The sequence below is a fragment of the Microbacterium aoyamense genome (assembly GCF_023155855.1).
Taxonomy (GTDB): Bacteria; Actinomycetota; Actinomycetes; order Actinomycetales; family Microbacteriaceae; genus Microbacterium; species Microbacterium aoyamense.
Window position 1 is genome coordinate 207,163 of the sequence record NZ_JAKNUT010000003.1, and the last position, 18,243, is coordinate 225,405.

The following is an 18,243-nucleotide window of genomic DNA, read 5'->3' on the forward strand; positions in this document are numbered from 1 at the left end:
CGTCCTTGCTCGTTCAAGACGAGCACGACACAGAGTCGCGTCGCCAGCGCCTTGACATCCAGCCAGGCTCCGGTCGCGCCGTCTGTCGGCGACCGCAGTCGAGCTGAAAATCCGACGGGTCGTCCGATCGAGCTGATCGCTCGACAGGATCCCCATCCGAACCGCGCCCGTTGGCGGCCCTCGGCGCGTCGGACAGCCAAACTCGACGATCGCAATAGCGAGAAGCTGCGGTGGGCGGCGACCGCCGATCGCAAACCTGTCAGTCTTGGCGGCGTTGAGTTCTCCGGTTGGCCGTCATGCTTCCATCCCGGAAACTTCCAGGAGGACGTGTCTCAGCTGGTGTTCGTCAGCCAGGTGGCGTGCCCGCTGCAGGTGGTGCGCGCGCAATGCCTCATCGTCGATGGCAGCGGCTGCGCGGGCGAGCTCGAGATGGCCGGCAGCTTGCCCGCCGATATGTGCATGTTCGGTGGCCTCGATGATCACGCCGGGCATGGTGTCCAATGCGTATCTGGGGTTCCCCGCCTTGGTCAGCGCCTCTGCCATGAGCGTCTTCGCGCTCGTGGACGTGACCATAGCGATGTTCCTTGGCAGGGAGGGGCCTCGTACATCGAGTTGATCGAGGATTCGCCGGTAGTGCTGGACGGATTCTTCGAGGCGGCCTGTCTGGCTGAGGACGTGCGCGGTCAGCGCAAGGATCTGGGTGACGCCCTCCTCATCGCCGGCGATCGTGAATCTTCCGAGCGCTTCCGCGGCGCTTTCCGCCGCATCGTCAAACTGGCCTGAGGCCGTCAACGCCCACGCCACGTAATAGAGGCTCCATCCTCGTTGACTGTCGTCATCGGCTCGGTCCGCGGCGGCCAAGGCAGCGTTCGCGGTGACGACCCCAGCTGTGAAGTCGTGGGTTCTGATCTGCACCCAGGCGAGGTAGCCGTTGTGGACGGCTTCGTTCCGTGGATCACCGGCGTCGATTGCGGCCTGCGCGGAGAGCGAGAACAGGCGGTACCAGTACTCCCATGCCGGCCAGGTGTCAGAGAACCAGTGAAGCGCATCGGCTGTTGCCAGAACGGTGGCGTGTTCGCCCGCGGATGCTGCGGCGCGCACGGCGGCGAGCCAATGCGGCGCTTCGACGAGCAGCCAGGCCCTGGCATCGTCCGCGCTCCGGAACGTCATCCCGGGACTGGCCACGTCCGCGGGGTCCGGCTCGAACCATGACCCGGCGTTCTGCGTCGTGTGCAGGATCCAGCGTCGGAGCCGTTCCGCAGGCTTCGTGGCGTCGGGTTCCGTGAGCCGCAGGTTGGTGTCGGCGAAGAAGCGGACCAGGTCGTGGAGGCGATATCTGTTCGCGCCGCGTGCTTCGAGGAGACCGAGGTCGCAGAGCTCGTCCAGCCTGTCTTCGGTGTCGTCTGTGTCGGCGCCGTCGGTCGCGGCCGCGAGTTGCGCGTCGAAGGTGCCGCCTTCGATGAGCGCCAGATGCCGGAAGAGTCTGCGCGAGCGAGTGTCGAGCTGGTCGTAAGACAGCGCCAGTGCCGTGTGCACTGCCAGATCGCCGGCGACGAGTGTTGAAAGGGGGTTCTGCCGACCGGACATCTTGACGGCGAAGTCGTCGGCACTCCAGCGTGGTCGCGCCGCGATCCGGTTGCCCGCGATCCGCAACGCCAACGGGAGGTCGTCGCACAACTCGGCGAGCCGCTCCAGGCTCTCCTCAGTACGCTGTTGCGCGGGAATGATGCGACCCAGCAGATGCACGCTGTCGGTGCGATCGAGGCTGCCGAGCGCGACGCGTCGGGCGTCCGCGATGCCGGACAGGCTACGGCGCGACGTGATAAGGACTGCGGTCCCCGCGCTCGCTGCGAGGACTGGGCGAACCTGCGCTTCACCTGCGGCGTTGTCGAGGACGACGCAGATCGCCTGGTCTGACGTGACCCGTTGCCATTGGCCGATGGCGGCGTCGAGAGTGTCGGCCGCGGTGGTGTCGGGCAGCTGGGAGATCAGTGCCTGCAGAATGCGAAGGGGCGACAGGGGCACCGGATCGAGGCCGTGCAGATCCACGAAGAGGCAGCGGATCGCAGAGCTGTCCACTCGTCTCATCGCTTCCAGGGCGAGCGTTGTCTTTCCCACACCCGGGGCACCGCTGATGACGAGCACCGAAAGTGCCGTGTCCGGCTCGCCGGTGTGCAGTCGTCGTTGGACCTCTTCGAGGATGTCGACGCGCCCCGTGAAGTCGGCGATCAGGTGAGGGGCGAGAATCGCTGACGCTCCCGTCCCTTTCACAGGTTGACGCGGCGCCCGCGCAAGGCGGAGCAGGTCCTGTTCCTCTTCGCCTGTCACGTCGAGCGCCTTGAGAAGGTCTATCAGCGTGCGCCGCTGCGGGACGGCGCTCACGCCCCGTTCGAGGTTGCTGATCGTTCGGTCGCTGATGCCGGAGATTGCCGACAGCGCTTCCAGGCTCAGCCCTGACGCAATGCGGCGTTCGCGGAGAAGCTCACCGAGCGAGGGGCTCAAAGCGAAGTCACTCTTGTGACGAATTTCTTCATGGTTTCTTCATGGTGCTGGTCGGCGGTGCGTCATGAAATGGATGTGGGTCCACATGACGATCCGCCACCGGAGTCGAAGCGAGCAGTTCGCTGATCTCCAGGGGAGGAGTCATGCCTACGTCGACCATATTGCCAATCCATCACATGGTCGCGTCCGTCGTTACACCGCGCCCTCGACAGAAAGCTGGAACCCGACATGCCCTCTCCCACCATCGTGCTCGTCCACGGCGCGTTCGCTGACGCCGCCTCCTGGGCGCCCGTCACGCGCGAACTCCTCGACCGCGGCCACCGTGTCCTGGTCCCACCGGTCCTGAACCGCAGCTTGAGCGGCGACGCCGCCTACGTCCGCTCCGTCGTCGAGAGCATCGACGGCCCGGTGATCCTGGCGGGCCACTCCTATGGCGGTGCCGTGATCGGCGTCGCGGGAGCGGCTGAGAACGTCGTCGGGCTCGTGTTCGTCTCCGGATACGTCCTCAACGAAGGTGAAAGCCTCGGCGAATTGCAGGGCGGTTTTCCCGATTCCGAGCTCGCGGCGAACCTCGTCTACACCCCGTATCCGATCGATGGCGCAGATCCTGGAACAGACGTCTCCGTCGCCATCGATGCGTTCCCCGCCGTCTTCGCGGCGGGCGTGGACCCCCGAGCGGCCGAAGTCTTCGCCGTCTCGCAGCGCCCGCTGAGCGCTGCCGCATTCGGCGAGCCCGCCGCGGTCGCAGCGTGGAAGACCAAGCCGAGCTGGGGGATCGTCTCCTCCGCAGACCACACCATCAACCCCGACGTCGAGCGCTTCGGCTATCAGCGCGCCGGTCTCAAGGAGGTCGTCGAGATCGACGCCCCCCACCTCGTCATGCAGACCCACCCCAGCGAGGTCGCCGACCTCGTCGAAAAGGCCGTCGCGGCCACGAACGAAAGCTGAAGCCCATGCCTCACATCACCACCGCAGATGGCACCCAGATCTACTACACCGACCTCGGAGAAGGTGCTCCGGTCATCCTCAGCCACGGCTGGCCGCTCAGCTCCGACGCCTGGCAGGTCGAGCTCAAGCTGCTCGCCGACGCCGGATATCGTGCCATTGCCCATGACAGGCGCGGTCACGGTCGCTCCTCGCAACCCTGGAACGGCAACGACATGGACACCTACGCCGCCGTCCTCGCGGCTCTCGTCGATGCCCTCGACCTCAAGGATCTGTCCCTCATCGGGCACTCCACCGGCGGCGGCGAGGTGGTCAGGTTCGCGGCCCAGCACGGAATGGGGCGAGTGAAGAAGATCATCACCGCGGGCGCAGTCCCGCCGCTGATGGTGAAGTCCGCCGCGAACCCGGAGGGCACGCCGATCGAAGCGTTCGACGGGATCCGTGCAGGGGTGCTGAAGGATCGCTCCCAGTTCTACCTCGACCTCGCGGAGAGCTTCTTCGGCGCCAACCGCCCCGGTGCGGAGGTGTCCGCGGGAGCCAAGTACGACTTCTGGCGGCAAGGAATGCTCGTCGGCCTCAAAGGTGCCTACGACTGCATCAAGGCGTTCTCGGAGACCGACTTCACCGAAGACCTGAGAGCGCTGGACGTGCCGATCTTCATCGCCCATGGTGACGACGATCAGATCGTTCCGATCGCCGCGGCAGCTGAGAAGAGCATCCGGCTCGTCAGCAAAGGCACCCTCAAGGTCTACCCCGGCGCGCCGCACGGCATCTACGGGGACTACCAGGAAAAGCTGGATCAGGACATCCTCGAGTTCCTCGCCGAATAACGACCCACCGATATTCGCCCAACGTCGATTGGATTGATCATGACCAACACAGTTTCAGAGCTCCTCGCGGCTAACCTTCACGAGGTATTCGGCAACCGAGACGTCGTCACAAGACGCGCGGCCATCGACCGGATCTACTCAGAGGACGTCGTTTTCACCGACCCCGAAGGCAGCGTGCATGGACGCGCGGCCGTCGAAGAGAAGGCAGCCGCGCTTCTTGACGGTGTTCCCGGCGACTTCGTGTTCACCGAAGACAGTGAGCGCTACGCCTCGGCGGACACGGGCGCACTCGCCTGGGCATTCGGCCCCACCACTGCACCCGTGGCTCGTGGAATCGACGTCATCACCGTGGACGGCGCCACCATCAGCCGCGTTCACACGCTCTTCATCGACACCCCTCGGAGCTGATCCCGGCGCAGGTCGCACCGCCATACCAGAAGGGAACCGCCTAGCCTGGACAAGCCCGTCGTTGTTGCAGAGGAGACCGCATGTGCACCGAGCTTCGTGTCGACTCGTGGCAGCCCACGCGGGACACCCTCCATATGTGGACGCAGATCGTGGGCAAGATTCGGATGGCTCTTGCTCCGCCGGTGAATCATTGGTGGCACGTGACGCTCCACGTCAGCGCGCGGGGGCTCACGACCGGCGCGATTCCGATCCCTTCGGGCGTTCTGGACATCGAGTTCGACTTCGTCCACAACGAGCTCGTTCTCCGGACCAGCTCGGCAGGTCTTCGCACGATCTCGTTCGCGGGGCAGTCGGTGGCGTCGTTCTACGCGGCGATCATGGGCGCGCTCCGTGAGCTTGGCGTCGAGGTGGAAATCCACCCCGTGCCGAACGAGGTCGAATCTGCCATCCCATTCGCCGAAGACATCGAGCACTGCACCTACGTGCCCGAACATGCCCGGGCGTTCTGGCGTCAGTTGATCGATGCGCAACGACAGCTGGAACTCTTCCGTGCGGGATTCGTCGGGAAGTCGAGTCCCGTGCACTTCTTCTGGGGTGCCATGGATCTCGCCGTGACGCGCTTCTCGGGACGAGTTGCGCCGCCGCACCCGGGCGGTGCGCCGAACTGCCCGGACAGTGTGATGCTCGAGGGTTACTCTCACGAGCTCAGCAGCGCCGGCTTCTGGCCCGGTGGTGGCGCCGAGGGCGCCTACTACGCATACGCGTACCCTGCGCCCGATGGATTCTCCGACGCTCGCGTTCCGAAGGGTGCGTACTACAGCGACGAGCTCGGAGAGTTCCTGCTGCCCGCAGAGACGGTTCGGCGCTCCGAGGACCCCGACGAACTCGTCCAAGAGTTCCTCGAGGCAACCTACCGCGCCGCCGCCGACCTCGGAAGCTGGCCGCGGCCTGCCCGCGAAGCCGCTGGATGAACCGCTGTCGAGTCCCGACGAGTGCGACGACCGTGGGTCGCTGAAGGGCAATCGCGACACGCTACACTCGGCGATCCCCAATCGGGCGATGCGCGGTTGAGGCGCCCTGGTCGCCCGTGACGTGCCTCGGATGCTCCCAGACCACTGGCGACCCCGTACGAAGGAGGGGCCTACCTGCCAGGGAGTTCCTGACTAGGTTCGTCTCGGCGCGGTCGCCGAGGGCGATCCGCAGCATTTTGGCCAGGAGTGCCGGCGGCCTCGTTTGAAGGATCTCTAGGGAGCAGCGTCGCTGGCGAGGGCGGGTCCAGTTCGAACCACTGAATTGCCTGCGAGTCGAACGTAACGGGTAGCGCGTCATTCAACTCAGCAAGCAAAGTCCTTTCCACCACCACCTCTCCTCCGGGGACGATTGCCTGGTCGCTGTCGAGCTCAAGCCACACCAACAGGCGTGCGAGTTCCAGCGGCCCGCTAGGTGCAGGGGTTCCTTGTCGTGGTCGCACATCGACACGAACGCTGCGGGTCCTGAATGCGTCGACCTGCACCAGCCCCTTCTGGTCAAGTGACAGTTCGGCGTTGAATCTAGAGGGCTGCTCCGCATCCTCCGTCCGTGCCACGACCTTTACGCGAGCGCGCTTCGGGCCGGGGTTCGTTAGTCGGAGAACCATACGACGGGCGAATCTGATCGGGATCCCACCACTCAAGACGTTTTGAAGCGTCATATCTGGGGAGTGGCGCTGGAGGCCAAGTTGGATCACAACCTGTCGATCTGGACCGGCAGCAAGCTCGGTTGCAGACGACAACCATCTACGCGCGGGATTCAAGCTGTACCTCCTTGCGATCGAAACGCTTCAAGGTAGTGCCACACGATACGCCGCGCGCCAGCGTCGGGGAAGGGCGTCATCGGTGGGCGGCGAACCGCTAGAGCGGGAGCACTCTGAAGGGTTCAGGCCGATCGTTAGCCGTGCTTCTTTCGTGAACCGCCGGGCAAGCCAGGTGAATGCTGCTGTGATGACGGGCACCGAGAGCAACGCGAACAGGATCTGGAGCGGAGCATCGAGATTATCCACGGGCGCAACCTACGCTTCGGCACCGACATTGGCTCGAGCGAACCCCTAAACGGGTCCGTCAGCGGATCCCGAGGGCACAGACCCGTGCTACTTCAGGGAGACCCGATCAACCATCGACGGGAACTGTCAGCGATCAGCGCGTTGATCGGCACCGTCGCACCGTTCAGGCCGCTTCCGATCACAAGTAGCCGGGACGGTGAGATCGGGAACGTGACGGTGCAGACGGCGTCACGCTCAGTCCAGAGAAGCACGGCGCCATCGCCGGTGATCAATCCGCTATCCACGGGCAGAACGTGCCAGCGCCACCGATCAATCGGGAGGTCTTTGATACGGACACGCGAAGTGTCGACAGAGCGGGACAAAACAATGCGATCGCCTAGACCGGCCTGCACAATCCGAGACTGGCCAGTGAACACGTTCGCGGAGGCCATCGGTACCCGCTCCTTTGTCTTGTCGGCGAAGCCACCGCGCTCCCGATGCATGTCAAGGAAATCGACTATCGCGACCTCACCGTCGCGGTCGACGCTTCCGCCATTCGCGAGATTGCGCAGCGCTGGTGTCGCGCGGCTCTCGGTTCGCGCGTAGTCGGCCTCGAGATCGAGAGTGGTGAGTTCCGTGCGATACGCGTATCGGACCACCGTGGCATCACGAACCGACCGCACCCCAGACGCCTCAGGGTTCTCCTTGTCGAACACCCAAACCAGCGAACGACCGTTTGCCCAGGTCTCAATGTAGGCCCGGGACACCATGTGCGCTCTCTTGACTTCGGGCACGATACGACACCCCCCCTCGCGGTCGGTTGCGCCCGAGATCAGGCGGCGATCAGTCACCCTATGGCGTGACGCCGACATCAGCGCTGGCCCCGCATCCGACGCGGAAGCAGCGCATAAGCTCGAACCGGTCTGCAAACGTCCGACGGCACCGGTGGAACGTATGGGGTCCTCCCCAGGCATTGAGGTGTGTCGTGATCCGATGCTGCGTGCCGGCGATGCTGGCATTTGGTGTTGGCCTGTTGTACCTGACGGCAGGCGGAATGTCTGGTTCGGCTTGTACCGTGTCCCGCATGCCCATCATCGCGAGCTTTGAGTGGTCAGAGGAGCGGGCGCTGCGTGGCGTCCCGCATTACGCGCACAGACGGATACGGACCGTCGCCGCGAGTCGGCCATAGTGGGGATCGAGTCGTTCCGCCGTTCGGGAGTCGGTCCCCAGCCCCAGGTCGAGTGGTTCGGAGACAGCGTTGAACCCACGGTTCTCACTCGGCAGCGTCTGGCCTACCGCCTTGAGATGATCGGCTCGCTGCGCAAACACCTTGGCGAGGGGGTCGGCGGCTTGGCGGTCGCTGGGTCGGAGATGCGAGCGGACGATGACGCCATCGCGCCGTACCAGTTGTCGCACCAGGTGTCCCACATGATCGCTGTCGCGTCCGACGCACTCGGCACTCTCGAGCTCATCCTCCGAGATCCGACGGAAGGGATCCGCATCCCCTTGTTCGGTGTCTACCCGGTAGCGCGTCAAGCGCTCGAGGCCGGCGCCTACGGAATCTGGATCGTTGCGCCGGACAACCCAACATTGCGGCGAACCCGAGCGCTTCGCACCCAGGTTCAGGAGTCTCGCGAGGAGACGAGCTTGATTGCCGAATTCCTCAAGGACCGTAGCGCGGACAACAAGAAGCTGAAGAAGCACAAGGCACGTGAACGACAGAAGCAGGGGCAGAGCGAGCGCCGCGCAGATAAGATCGCCGCGGTCGCAACCGCTGTTGGCCTGCCTACAGCCGAGGTCAAGAAGGGTGTGCCGAGCATGCGCACACTCCTCGACGAGGTGGACGCACACCGCCCTGCGCCCATTGCGACGACACGTGCCATCTGGCAGTACGTTTCCGGGTTGGCACACCCCTCCCTGCTCCGTGCAATCCAGGCGTCGGACCTCGACCTGTCCGATACACCAGACCCGCAAGTGCAGCATGCTCGCATGACCGCGAAGGAAGACATGGTGCTACTCGCGCTCGACGTCGCACTGACCCTCGTCGGTGACTTGCTCGACACCGCAGCTGTACGCGCCAACAATCCCGCAGTCCGGTGGCGTCGCGACGACATAGGGCTTCCGCCCGGATGGCGAAGGCGTTAGCGGCGACCGCAACTGCGGCTTTCTGCCCAACTAGATCCGACTGGTTGTTCGGGCCGCGCCCGGTTGCCGGTCGATATCCGCGCGGTAGATGGCTCGCCGCCGCGGCGGTCAAGGCGAGGATTCTGGCTTGGCTCGTGGCACGTTCGCGAGGACGTCCGCTGCCTGCGCCTCGTTGAGTTCCCAGCGCGCGTTCTTGATGTGATTCGGATAGACCTTGCGCAGGTAACTTCGGACGACCAGTCCAGGACGCGCCTCGTGGCGATAGCCGAGTAATCGTGCGAGCTCGACCGGCGTGTATGGCTCCATGCCGGGAGGCTATCGCGGTCAGCGGTCGGACTCGCGGGCACGTTTTGTGCCTCGCCTCCGTGTTCCCTGCCCGACCACCGGTCGTGCCGCGTGCGCAGTGAGTAGCTCTGCGCCGAGGGCGGCTAGCTCCGCTAGCGTTCGGACATGAGTGTTGAGCGCGCCTACGACCTTGCCGAGCGAATGCGTCAGCTCGGAGCCGAAGACCCCGAGGAGTGGGCAGAGTCAGAACTAACCGAGGACATCGCTCAGGAGGCCCGCTGGCTGGTGATTCGAAGGGTTCGCGAAGCTGTCACATGGACAAACGACAACGTCCGCAACTTGCCTGAAGTCGCGCAGTTGCTGGACGCTGGCACGGATGCTCGCCTGGTCCTAGGCGCAATGCGGGAGGTGGCGCGCGAGGCGGCTTTCGCTGTGCTGGACGTAATCGATGAGGGCGCTGATCCCGACGCGCCAGAAGATGCTCCAGGGTGGGTCGTCATGGAAACGCGCTTCGGCGATGACGGAGAGGTGACCTTCTCTGGCCGAGACGTGGGTGGACTTCATGAGAGCCTCGGATTCCCCAACTCGGACGGGATCTATCAGTCCTAGCGAGTCGTTTGGGCGCGCGGAAGCGGGTCGCTCAGCGTGCGGGTTCGGCGGTTGGGTCGCCGGGTTTCCACGTGCCGTCGAATGCGGCCTCGCTCGGCCCGTATATCCGGAAGTAGGCGAACCAGCCGCGCCCGGGAAGGGTCTGCACCCAGGGCGCCTCGTCAGCGGGGGCGTTGGGCCCGAAGTGGAGGTCGATGTGGTCGCCCGCGAGTTGCCCGTCGAGTTCGAACAGCGATCGCAGTGCTGCGTTGCCCTGGGGCGTGTCGATTTGGCTCCGGGTCTCGGCGTCGTAGACGGTGAGCGACCAGAACAGTCCGGCGGGAACCGGAAGCGGCACGCGCAGGCGGTAGGACGTCCCACCCTCTAGGTATGCGCCGTCGCCGTCGCGCGAGATAAACCAGTACAGCGACCCTGACCCGGCTTGGCGGCGGAACATCACCGGCGACGTCGCGATCGCTTGGTAGAACCAGGTCTCGCGCGCATCGACGTCAGTGCGCTTGTCGATCTCGAAATTCGGATTCTCGGGACGCAGCGTCACCCATTCCCAGTGACGATCCGGCCACACCACCCGGTCGGGCCGTCGGTCCGCGAGGGACTGGACGCGCAGCTGTGCGTCGGCGTCCGCGGCTGCCTGCGCGAGGATGCCGCGCATCCGGTCGTCGGGTGCGAACGGTTCGCCGGCACGGATGCCGATAGCGGCGAGCTCACCGAGGTAGGCGACATCCCCGGGGTGGGCGGGTTCGGTGTCGATGTACTGCTGGAGGAGCTCCCAGTAACCCATCGTGCCCTGCACCGCGAGGGGCGTGGTGTCCTGCGGCACGCCCGTCAGGTCCGTCCACGAAGGCTCCGCCCATTCGGCGCCCTCGTCCAGAGGCGCGACCTGCACCGATCGGAGGAGCGTGATCGCCGCGTCCACGTCGCGGTGCTGTGGAATGGCGCGCAGTCCGACCACGACGCGATTGCCGACGGGCCGGTGCACGAACCCGTCCGCGGGGTCGTCGCCAGTCCATCCCGGCGGGAGGAAGATGTGACGGCCACCGTGCCCATGGTCCGGGCCGGGGATGCCGATGTCGGAGATCCAGCTCTGGTCGGTATTCAGTGCCGCACCGATGATCGGTCCCGCCGGCACTGTGACTACGAGCGGTCCCACCGCGAGATCCAGCAGGACCGGGCCGTATGGGGTGTCGGAGTTCAGCGTGAACCCGACCTGGCCTGGCCGGGTGTCCATCGTCCCGAAGACCCGGTTCGGCACCACGCCTGCCGCTTGCGTCCCTGCCCAGATCGCCATGCCGGACACCGCAGGAAAGAAGTGCTTGTAGCAGACAACCGCTCGGGCGTGATCGGCAGCGTCGTACGCCGCCTGCACGGTCGCCGCCGTCGGAAAGCCACCCTCGAATCGATAATCCACTGCCACGCTCCGCATCCGAAGTCTCCCTCGGAGACTTCCACACCTGTGGCGACGCTGCCAGTATCGACCCTCATCGCCAACCGGGAAGGAGCACAAGAGATCGCCGGCTGTCACGTCGAGACCAGGGTGGGTCTGCGCGCCCGCTAGAGGCTGAGGAACGCGGCTGGGTCGAATTCCTCGATGGGGATGATTCGGATGCGCGGCAACGGGGAGTCGAATACGTGGGCGTCGTACTCGAGATCGAACTTCTCGAGTCCTTGCACGCTGTTGAAGCCGGCGTTGCGGAACTCGCCGAAAGCGACGACACCGACTCGGCGGGTCGGGTTGATTAATGCGGCGACCTCGTTCAGGAAGTCGCCGTCGTGGCTCACCAGCATGACGTCCTCGGCGCGATCACTCAGGGCGCGCAGAGTGCGCTGGATCGCGATGTCGACGATCTTCTCGTCCGGGGAGCCTGAAAGCGGAACGACCACGTACGCCATCGCCTTCAGGGCCTGCACGAAGGTCATGGGCAGGCCACCCGTTGCGTTCAAGAAGAACACCCCGCGTGCGGGTTGTGACCAGGTCTGCTCGGCGAATGACAGAAGGCGGTCCCACCGTGGTCGCTCATCTGGCTGCGGCCGGCGACTGAGGATGGACGAGCCGAGCGTCGCGTCGATGTTCTCGCCGTCGACCAACAGCCAGGTCCTGCGCATGCCACCTTCGGTCATGGTCGCCTTCCTTCAAGTCTCTTGGCGCATCCTATGGGCCGCGCGGGCATCGAAGCCATCCCGCGGCCAGCCCTCGAAACTACTAACCAAGACTCGACGGTGTCGCGCGAAGGACGGTCGGCGTGCGGGCATGCCCTTGATGCGGTATTGGTTCGGCGTCAGGCTGTGGAGATGGCGACTCTCACGATCGACTACATCACTTCACTTGACGGCTTCGGAGCGGCGACAGATTGGCCGGGATTCTGGGGGCTCGCTGGCAGGGAGTACCTCGACTTCCTCAGTGAGGACTCTGATCAGAGCTCAACGATGCTGATGGGAGCTCACACCTACAACGAGTACGCACGGATGGTCGAGGCGGGCGAACCGGGAGTGGACTCGATGGCCTCGCAGCCAATCGTCGTCTTCTCGAACACGCTTCAAGAATCCCTGATCTGGGATAAAGCGCGCCTCGTCTCCGGCGATGCCGTGGAAGCTGTGCGCGAGCTAAAGCGGGGCGACTCGCCGCTTGTGACGAATGGGAGCCCAACGCTGTGCGCCGCTTTGTTGGCCGCCGGTCTCGTCGACCGCTACCGGGTGGTCATCTTCCCCGTCATCACCGGCAGAACCGGCTACGCGCGGATCTACGACGGCTGGCCCGATGTCGTCCTCGACGACGTCTCCACGCGCACTTTCGACGGCAGCTTGCAGCTCTTCGAGGGCCGCCCACGCATCCTCGACAAGCCGCTACCCGCTGGCGACGTCGAATAGGAACCACCACGGCCCGGACGAAGGGGGGTCCTCCACCGCGCGCGGATGTGGGCTATTTTCGGTTGTCGCTATGGGAGGAGATCCAGCATCTGGGGTCGGGCCTTCATCGCGTGGATCACGAGTTCGTTGCCGCTGTCGAAGACCAGCACGACGAGTTCGGGCAGGCGCCCTTGAGAGTCAAGCCCGAGTCGGAGTTGGCGAGCCGGCGAGGCCTCATCGAGATCGTCGATCCACAGCGGCCACGACGCAGCCTGAATGATGTCCTCTGACGCGATTCCGTGCTTGAGTGCGGAGTCGTGGACCTTCACGCGGCGTACGCGGCGATCGCTTCGCGGATGAGCTCCGAGCGTGACTTGTGCTCGCGTTCAGCGCGGGCATCAAGAGCAGCCAGCTCCTCCGCAGTGAGTCGGAGCGCGACGACTTGGGCGGGCTCGGCTCCTCGGCCGGGCCGTCCGCGTCCTCGCCGTTTGAGAACCTCGACGTCGTAGCCGGCCTCAGCCTCAGCCGCCCAAGCCGCGATCTGCTCCTCCGTCACCGGAACTCCGTTGATCGACTCTTCGCCACCCATTGCGGCATCGTAATACGAAATTCCAAATGAGTCCACGATTAACGGTCGGTAGGCGTTCGCAGTCGGTCACCCGGGCACCCCGGCGACGGCCTCAATCTCGACGAGCTGGTGTCGATAGCCAAGCACTGTGACGCCGAACAAGGTGCTCGGTACTTCGTGATCGCCGAATGTCTCGCGTACAACGCTCCACACCGTTCCGAGGTCGTCGGTGTCTGTCGATGCGACGAGAACTCGCGTGTATGCGACGTCCGTGAGTTCTGCACCTGAAGCTCGCAGCGCCGTCAGCATGTTGGCGAGGCACCGCGCCGTTTGTCCCGCGAAGTCACCGACGGGTGTGATGGATCCGTCGGCATCGAGTGGGCATGATCCGGCCAGGTGGATGAGAGTTGAGCCGGCGGCGATCGCGGACCCGTACGCATACCCGGGCGTCTTCGCGAGGTCGTTCGATCGGATCAGCGTCACAACGGGCATGGAGCCACGATAGTCAGCGCACGGATGGCGGTCCTCTTCTGAGGCGGGATTGGACGCCGGCCGCCCGCCACTTCGCACCTGGAGAACTAGGTCGATCACCTTCAGCCAGGTACTCGCATGTACATCGCGCGGCTGTAGCGGGTCGTAACGCTGAACATCCGACTCGGGCTGCGGGCGCGCGGGCTTTATGCTCGTTCGGTGGTTGAGCCGGGGCGGGTGCGAGATGGCGATGCTTGGATTTCGCCGCGCTGGTACTGGTGGCTCTTTCGATGGTCTCCACTGATCATGCTCGTCGGCTTGACTGCTGGCGGATGGCTGCTCATCCGCGCGCTAATGCTTGCAGCTGACAACCCACCCTTGGCCTTTGGTGTTGACATTCCAGTGGCTGCCGCGTTCGCCACCGTCTGGGCGGGCCTCGTGGCGGTGCTCCTACATCCGCTGCGATCCGTGATCGCGCGTCGGTCGGGCCCGTTCACCGCCGCGGCCGTGTTGGTCTGGCCATTGGGACGGCGATTCCGGGTCTGGACGATGGTCGCAGCGCCGGTCTGTGGATTACTCGCGGCCGGGTGCGTGGTGCTGTTGCCGATGACGCTCTGGGGCGATCTCTACCAAGGTGCCGAGCTCTGGCTCGCGGTTCCATTCGCTATCGGCCTCACGGTTGTTGGGATCGCTGCAACCTGGATCGTTCTACGCGCGGCGCTCCACGGGGTTGAGCTGACGTCGACGCACCTCATTGCGCGTGGCTTCTTCATCACCCGACGCTACGTGGGTGCCCAGATTGTCTCGATCAACGTGGTCGAGCTCAAGTGGTGGCCGAGCCTGGTTCTCAGCATGATGATGAACCGTAGCGTCGAGCACACCCTCCAACTTTCACTGGAAGACGGCACGGAGCCGCTGCTCTTCGCCAGCAACTCACACCCAGAAGATGTCGAAGCCGGGGCCGAGATCGTGCGCGCGTGGCGAGCGGCACTCGATAGTGCCGCGCACGCGTTGCCTTAACCCGCAGATCGACATCCGCCAGGACATCCGATGCCGCACGGGAGCCGGTCGGCGAACGAACGGCTCCTACTCGGTCTAACGCTTCTCGATCTCCTTGAGGCGTTTGAGCTTGGCCCACGGCACGAATGCGATCCACGCGATTGACGCGATGGATGCGCCCATCAGCATTGAGGCGATGTCCATCCAGCCAGGCTAGAGGAGGCGCTCCGTCGCCACGTCCCTCGAGCGGGGGAACTTCACGCGTTCGGGCGCCGGTCGACGTGCGAGCGGCAAGCCGGTGACTACTGGCCGAAGTCAGTCTCCTTGTGCGGCGCACCCGAGCGGTCGTAAGTCGTCCAGACGCCGATTCGACGACCGCGATCGAACGAGCCGCTGCGCATGAGGGTCCCGTCGAGTCGGAACCACTCCCAGTAGCCATCCATCTCGTCGTCGAGCATGTGACCGCGCCCTCGCACACTCCCGTCCTTGTGGAGCTCCTGGTACGGCGTGGGCTCTGTCATCCGACCATGTTCGCAGAGGCAGGCACCGGCCGCTCCCTCATCCAGGCTCGACCGACGGTCCCCGGCCGGGCGGCGAGCGCGCCGGCCGAGGACCCGGATCACTCAATGGGCCGACGCGGCTCGACGCTGGACCTCGCGGGAGATCGTCGCGCGCGAGACGTTGAAGAGCTCCGCGATTTCGGTCTGCGTGTACTCCCTGTCGTCCAGCAGTTCGTAGAGATGACCTCGCTGGGTACGCGACAGCTTCGGCTGCTTGCCGCGCAGCCTGCCCTTCGCGCGCGCGATCGCCATTCCCTCGCGCGTCCGCATGAGGATCAGATCCGACTCGAATTCGGCGACCATCCCCAGCACGTTGAAGAGCAGGCGGCCGACCGGATCGGTCGGGTCGTAGAGGCTCCCGCCAAGACTCAGCACCACTCCTTTCAGTGTGAGTTCGTCGGCGATGCCGCGCGCGTCCTTCAGCGAACGTGCGAGGCGATCGAGCTTCGTCACCACGAGCGTGTCGCCGCGCCGCACGGCGGCGAGCGCCTCTCTCAGTCCGGGTCGCGCCCGGTTCGTGCCCGTCATCCCGTGATCCACGAAGATGCAGGCTTCATCCACTCCCAGCCGCGCGAGAGCCTCGCGCTGAACAGTGAGGTCCTGTTCGAGCGTGGAGACTCTGGCGTACCGCGACAACGAAGCGCGCCCCGCCGGAAGACCCGGCGGGGCGCACTCGTGAAAAGAAGGAAGTCAGACGTCGAAGCGAGCACCCTGCGGGTTGCTGTCCGACACGTAGAAGACGAGCAGGATGATCCAGCCGACGAAGGGGATGAGGCCGAGGAACCAGAACCCGCCCGACCGGTTGGTGTCGTGCAGGCGGCGCCACGCGAGCGCGAGGCTCGGGATCAGGACCGCGAGCCCCCAGAGTCCGAGCAGGCTCGAACCGACGACGAAGAGCGGGCCGGGGACGGTCGTGCCGGTCGTCGCGTCGATGGTCGCGCCCGAGAAGCCGAGGATGGCCGTGAGTGCGTAGAGCACGCCGACGACGATCACGTTCGCGAGGTACCACCACCAGAACTCGCTGCGGCTGGCGCGGCCTGTGAAGGTCGCGTACTTCTTCCAGAACCGCGAGAAGGCCTGGCCGAACGACGCGCCGTAGAAGGGCTGCGAGAGCGGCGGTTCGCCGGCGACGCCGGCGGGCTGCGGGGCGGGCGGCTGGGTCATGGGGTTCCTCCAAGGAAGCTGAGCGGATGCCTCGACCATCCTGGCGTATCCGCCGCGCCCGCAGGGAGAATTCTCGGCCGCGTGTCGCTGCGTGTCAGACGGCGGGCGGGGCGCGCCGCGCCGACATTCGGCGCGCTGTCGGGGATCGGGACGCGGTCCGCCCTATATTGACCGCAATGGCGACGCTGGGGGCAACAGCTCAGGGGACCGAATCCGCCCCTGAGCACTATCCGTGGGTGGAGCACCCGCGCAGTGCGATGCTGTTGCGGGGCGAAGTCAGCGACCTCACTCCAGAGCCCGGGCGGCGACTCGGGATGGCCTTGGTCACCCGCGGGGGCGGACGGATTCGATTGAACGAGGCGCTCGTACGCGAGAACGCACCGTTCATCGACTCTCGCACCCTGGTGGTGGCGGTCGGGTCCAATGCATCGCCCCAGGTGATCGAGCGGAAGTACGCGCGCGCGGATCACGTCCTCTCGCACGCCACGCCCTTCATGACGTGCAGCATCGAGGGCATCGGCATCGGTCATTCCGCACATGTGTCCAAGGGCGGCTACATCGCCGCGACGCCATTCGCGCGGGTCCATCATCGACAGCAGTTCGTGGCGTCGTGGTTCGACGACGATCAACTCGCCCTCGTCGATTCGACAGAGCCGAACTACGAGAGGGTCCTGGTGTCGGGTCGTGAGTATCCGCTCACGCTGGAATCAGGGGAGCGTCCCGAGCACTACTACCTCTATGTGTCCACGCACGGGCTGATTCGGGATCACGTGACGGACAGCCCTCTTCCCTTCCGCTCGCAGGGCGAACTCTTCGAATGGCTGCGCGCCGCCACCGGAGATGACACCTTCGCTGGGCCTGCGGCTGAGGTCTGTCTTCGTTTGATCGAGCCGGGCATCCAGCAGTCGACGACAGAACTGCTTCACCGAAGCACGCCGGCGATCCACGGATTGCGCGTGGTGGATCGGGCAGCCGTGGTGCACTACGGCGCCACGCGCGACTTGGCGAGGAGGGGCGATGGGCTCCTCGCGGTGTTGCCGACGGCGGACCGCGTCGCGCGCAAGGGAGAGAACGTCATCAGCGTCGGCGCCACGACCAAAGAGCGCCTGGGACTGAGTTCGCACGCGCTCGTTTCCGCTGAACCGTGGCGCGGCGCGTCTCGTCCTGGAGTGGTGGCAGCGGTGGTCGAGGACGCTTCGCTGCCAGACGGGGTCGTCGGCGCCGATCAGGTGGTGCGCAACGCGCTCGGGGTCGAACGGCAGGAGCACGTCTCACTGCGGCCGGTCTCAGCGAAGCGCTCGAGACTGGGCACGTTCCTCATCGGACGATCGATCGTGCTCTTCTGCCGCGTCGAGGCGGCGGACCTGGCGAACGTGGAGCAGGACGTCGTTCTGTGCGATCCCCTCGTGCTGCACCTGCTCGGCATCCAGGATGCGAGCCGCATCATCATCGAGGGTGCGCCCGCAGCAGGTCGGGATGATGCGCCGACGCTCCGGATCCGCGCAGTCACGATCACTGACGAGCTGAGCGCGAGGCGCCGCGAGCTGAGCGGCGGAAGCCTCACAGCCCGCTATCCGAGTTCAAGTGACGCGCTGGGGGTGTTTCCGGATCTGCCTCGGCTCTACCTGGACGCGAGGTATCGGCAGTTCCTCGGACTCGGCACGCACAAGCTCGCCGCGGTACGCGTGCGGGCCAGCAGAGGAGATCAGACCGTTCGCGAGCTCCGCGAGCTGGTGTTGATCTTCGCGCTGGCCATCATCGGCATCGCGACCTCGCTGACGAACCCCGTCGTGGTCGGAGTGTTCTTCGCCGTCCTCATCGCCGCCCTGATCGTCGTGCGGGAGCGGCTTCGAGGTCAGCTCGGGGTGCGCAAGACGAAGTACCGCCGATGAGGCT

The 18,243-nt window shown here is 65.3% G+C and carries 20 protein-coding genes; 9 read left to right on the top strand and 11 right to left on the bottom strand.

Going from position 1 to position 18,243, the window contains the following annotated elements:
• Positions 1-294: 294 nt before the first annotated feature.
• Entirely contained in the window at positions 295-2,502 is a 2,208-nt protein-coding gene (locus tag MA876_RS10120) for a helix-turn-helix domain-containing protein (RefSeq protein WP_248148376.1), read from the bottom strand.
• A 228-nt stretch (positions 2,503-2,730) separates the two neighbouring features.
• On the opposite strand from MA876_RS10120, the gene MA876_RS10125 reads away from it, so the two are divergent.
• From MA876_RS10125 to MA876_RS10140, 4 genes are all read left to right on the top strand, one after another.
• Positions 2,731-3,450, top strand: coding sequence for an alpha/beta fold hydrolase (locus tag MA876_RS10125; RefSeq protein WP_248148379.1), 720 nt, complete (start codon positions 2,731-2,733; stop codon positions 3,448-3,450).
• Between the two features lie 5 nt (positions 3,451-3,455).
• Positions 3,456-4,277, top strand: coding sequence for an alpha/beta fold hydrolase (locus MA876_RS10130; RefSeq protein ID WP_248148382.1), 822 nt, complete (start codon positions 3,456-3,458; stop codon positions 4,275-4,277).
• Positions 4,278-4,316: 39 nt separating this feature from the next.
• The gene (locus MA876_RS10135; RefSeq protein WP_248148384.1) at positions 4,317-4,685 is read left to right on the top strand and encodes a nuclear transport factor 2 family protein; all 369 of its coding nucleotides are present in this window, start codon (positions 4,317-4,319) and stop codon (positions 4,683-4,685) included.
• 80 nt (positions 4,686-4,765) lie between these two features.
• Positions 4,766-5,656: a DUF5996 family protein gene (locus MA876_RS10140; protein WP_248148387.1), complete on the top strand. Its 891-nt coding sequence runs from the start codon at positions 4,766-4,768 to the stop codon at positions 5,654-5,656.
• 1,159 nt (positions 5,657-6,815) lie between these two features.
• On the opposite strand, the gene MA876_RS10145 is transcribed toward MA876_RS10140, so the two are convergent.
• A complete protein-coding gene (locus MA876_RS10145) occupies positions 6,816-7,496 on the bottom strand; it encodes a DUF4238 domain-containing protein (RefSeq protein ID WP_248148390.1) in 681 nt (226 codons plus the stop codon).
• Positions 7,497-8,007: 511 nt separating this feature from the next.
• Here MA876_RS10145 and MA876_RS10150 point away from each other — a divergent pair.
• The gene (locus MA876_RS10150; protein ID WP_248148393.1) at positions 8,008-8,847 is read left to right on the top strand and encodes a hypothetical protein; all 840 of its coding nucleotides are present in this window, start codon (positions 8,008-8,010) and stop codon (positions 8,845-8,847) included.
• Positions 8,848-8,955: 108 nt separating this feature from the next.
• Here the strand turns inward: MA876_RS10150 and MA876_RS10155 are convergent, their stop codons facing one another.
• A complete protein-coding gene (locus MA876_RS10155; RefSeq protein WP_248148395.1) occupies positions 8,956-9,153 on the bottom strand; it encodes a hypothetical protein in 198 nt (65 codons plus the stop codon).
• 144 nt (positions 9,154-9,297) lie between these two features.
• Between MA876_RS10155 and MA876_RS10160 the strand changes: the two genes are divergently transcribed.
• Positions 9,298-9,741, top strand: coding sequence for a hypothetical protein (locus MA876_RS10160; RefSeq protein WP_248148399.1), 444 nt, complete (start codon positions 9,298-9,300; stop codon positions 9,739-9,741).
• Between the two features lie 31 nt (positions 9,742-9,772).
• Here the strand turns inward: MA876_RS10160 and MA876_RS10165 are convergent, their stop codons facing one another.
• Positions 9,773-11,155, bottom strand: coding sequence for a DUF1214 domain-containing protein (locus tag MA876_RS10165; protein WP_248148402.1), 1,383 nt, complete (start codon positions 11,153-11,155; stop codon positions 9,773-9,775).
• A 137-nt stretch (positions 11,156-11,292) separates the two neighbouring features.
• Positions 11,293-11,859: an NYN domain-containing protein gene (locus MA876_RS10170; RefSeq protein WP_248148405.1), complete on the bottom strand. Its 567-nt coding sequence runs from the start codon at positions 11,857-11,859 to the stop codon at positions 11,293-11,295.
• 171 nt (positions 11,860-12,030) lie between these two features.
• Here MA876_RS10170 and MA876_RS10175 point away from each other — a divergent pair, with 171 nt between their 5' ends.
• The gene (locus tag MA876_RS10175; RefSeq protein WP_248148407.1) at positions 12,031-12,606 is read left to right on the top strand and encodes a dihydrofolate reductase family protein; all 576 of its coding nucleotides are present in this window, start codon (positions 12,031-12,033) and stop codon (positions 12,604-12,606) included.
• Between the two features lie 68 nt (positions 12,607-12,674).
• Here MA876_RS10175 and MA876_RS10180 read toward each other — a convergent pair whose 3' ends face one another.
• The 3 genes from MA876_RS10180 to MA876_RS10190 form a co-directional block, all read right to left on the bottom strand.
• On the bottom strand, positions 12,675-12,914 hold the full coding sequence (locus MA876_RS10180) for a toxin (protein WP_248148410.1): 240 nt from the start codon (positions 12,912-12,914) through the stop codon (positions 12,675-12,677).
• Entirely contained in the window at positions 12,911-13,174 is a 264-nt protein-coding gene (locus MA876_RS10185; RefSeq protein WP_248148413.1) for a ribbon-helix-helix domain-containing protein, read from the bottom strand. The genes MA876_RS10180 and MA876_RS10185 overlap by 4 nt, the downstream gene beginning before the upstream one ends.
• A gap of 66 nt (positions 13,175-13,240) precedes the next feature.
• Positions 13,241-13,645 (bottom strand): RidA family protein, encoded by a 405-nt coding sequence (locus tag MA876_RS10190; RefSeq protein WP_248148416.1) that lies wholly within the window; start codon positions 13,643-13,645, stop codon positions 13,241-13,243.
• A 198-nt stretch (positions 13,646-13,843) separates the two neighbouring features.
• On the opposite strand from MA876_RS10190, the gene MA876_RS10195 reads away from it, so the two are divergent.
• Positions 13,844-14,644: a hypothetical protein gene (locus MA876_RS10195; RefSeq protein WP_248148419.1), complete on the top strand. Its 801-nt coding sequence runs from the start codon at positions 13,844-13,846 to the stop codon at positions 14,642-14,644.
• 281 nt (positions 14,645-14,925) lie between these two features.
• Here the strand turns inward: MA876_RS10195 and MA876_RS10200 are convergent, their stop codons facing one another.
• The 3 genes from MA876_RS10200 to MA876_RS10210 all read right to left on the bottom strand — a co-directional run bounded on the left by MA876_RS10200 (position 14,926) and on the right by MA876_RS10210 (position 16,347).
• Positions 14,926-15,144 carry a toxin-antitoxin system YwqK family antitoxin gene (locus MA876_RS10200; protein ID WP_248148422.1) on the bottom strand — a complete coding sequence of 73 codons (219 nt, stop codon included), beginning with the start codon at positions 15,142-15,144 and terminating at the stop codon, positions 14,926-14,928.
• Between the two features lie 102 nt (positions 15,145-15,246).
• Entirely contained in the window at positions 15,247-15,819 is a 573-nt protein-coding gene (locus MA876_RS10205; protein WP_248148425.1) for a recombinase family protein, read from the bottom strand.
• Positions 15,820-15,873: 54 nt separating this feature from the next.
• Entirely contained in the window at positions 15,874-16,347 is a 474-nt protein-coding gene (locus MA876_RS10210) for a DUF805 domain-containing protein (protein ID WP_248148428.1), read from the bottom strand.
• Positions 16,348-16,661: 314 nt separating this feature from the next.
• Between MA876_RS10210 and MA876_RS10215 the strand changes: the two genes are divergently transcribed.
• On the top strand, positions 16,662-18,239 hold the full coding sequence (locus MA876_RS10215) for a hypothetical protein (RefSeq protein ID WP_248148430.1): 1,578 nt from the start codon (positions 16,662-16,664) through the stop codon (positions 18,237-18,239).
• The last annotated feature ends 4 nt before the right edge of the window (positions 18,240-18,243 follow it).

What these genes read in the sequence shown, in the direction of transcription:
- MA876_RS10175 (WP_248148407.1), top strand. Translation starts at nt 12,031, where the DNA reads ATGGCGACTCTCACGATCGACTACATCACTTCACTTGACGGCTTCGGA.
- MA876_RS10190 (WP_248148416.1), bottom strand. Translation starts at nt 13,645, where the DNA reads ATGCCCGTTGTGACGCTGATCCGATCGAACGACCTCGCGAAGACGCCC.
- MA876_RS10215 (WP_248148430.1), top strand. Translation starts at nt 16,662, where the DNA reads ATGGCCTTGGTCACCCGCGGGGGCGGACGGATTCGATTGAACGAGGCG.
- MA876_RS10150 (WP_248148393.1), top strand. Translation starts at nt 8,008, where the DNA reads ATGATCGGCTCGCTGCGCAAACACCTTGGCGAGGGGGTCGGCGGCTTG.
- MA876_RS10140 (WP_248148387.1), top strand. Translation starts at nt 4,766, where the DNA reads ATGTGCACCGAGCTTCGTGTCGACTCGTGGCAGCCCACGCGGGACACC.
- MA876_RS10125 (WP_248148379.1), top strand. Translation starts at nt 2,731, where the DNA reads ATGCCCTCTCCCACCATCGTGCTCGTCCACGGCGCGTTCGCTGACGCC.
- MA876_RS10155 (WP_248148395.1), bottom strand. Translation starts at nt 9,153, where the DNA reads ATGGAGCCATACACGCCGGTCGAGCTCGCACGATTACTCGGCTATCGC.
- MA876_RS10200 (WP_248148422.1), bottom strand. Translation starts at nt 15,144, where the DNA reads ATGACAGAGCCCACGCCGTACCAGGAGCTCCACAAGGACGGGAGTGTG.
- MA876_RS10185 (WP_248148413.1), bottom strand. Translation starts at nt 13,174, where the DNA reads ATGGGTGGCGAAGAGTCGATCAACGGAGTTCCGGTGACGGAGGAGCAG.
- MA876_RS10135 (WP_248148384.1), top strand. Translation starts at nt 4,317, where the DNA reads ATGACCAACACAGTTTCAGAGCTCCTCGCGGCTAACCTTCACGAGGTA.
- MA876_RS10130 (WP_248148382.1), top strand. Translation starts at nt 3,456, where the DNA reads ATGCCTCACATCACCACCGCAGATGGCACCCAGATCTACTACACCGAC.
- MA876_RS10160 (WP_248148399.1), top strand. Translation starts at nt 9,298, where the DNA reads ATGAGTGTTGAGCGCGCCTACGACCTTGCCGAGCGAATGCGTCAGCTC.
- MA876_RS10210 (WP_248148428.1), bottom strand. Translation starts at nt 16,347, where the DNA reads ATGACCCAGCCGCCCGCCCCGCAGCCCGCCGGCGTCGCCGGCGAACCG.
- MA876_RS10170 (WP_248148405.1), bottom strand. Translation starts at nt 11,859, where the DNA reads ATGACCGAAGGTGGCATGCGCAGGACCTGGCTGTTGGTCGACGGCGAG.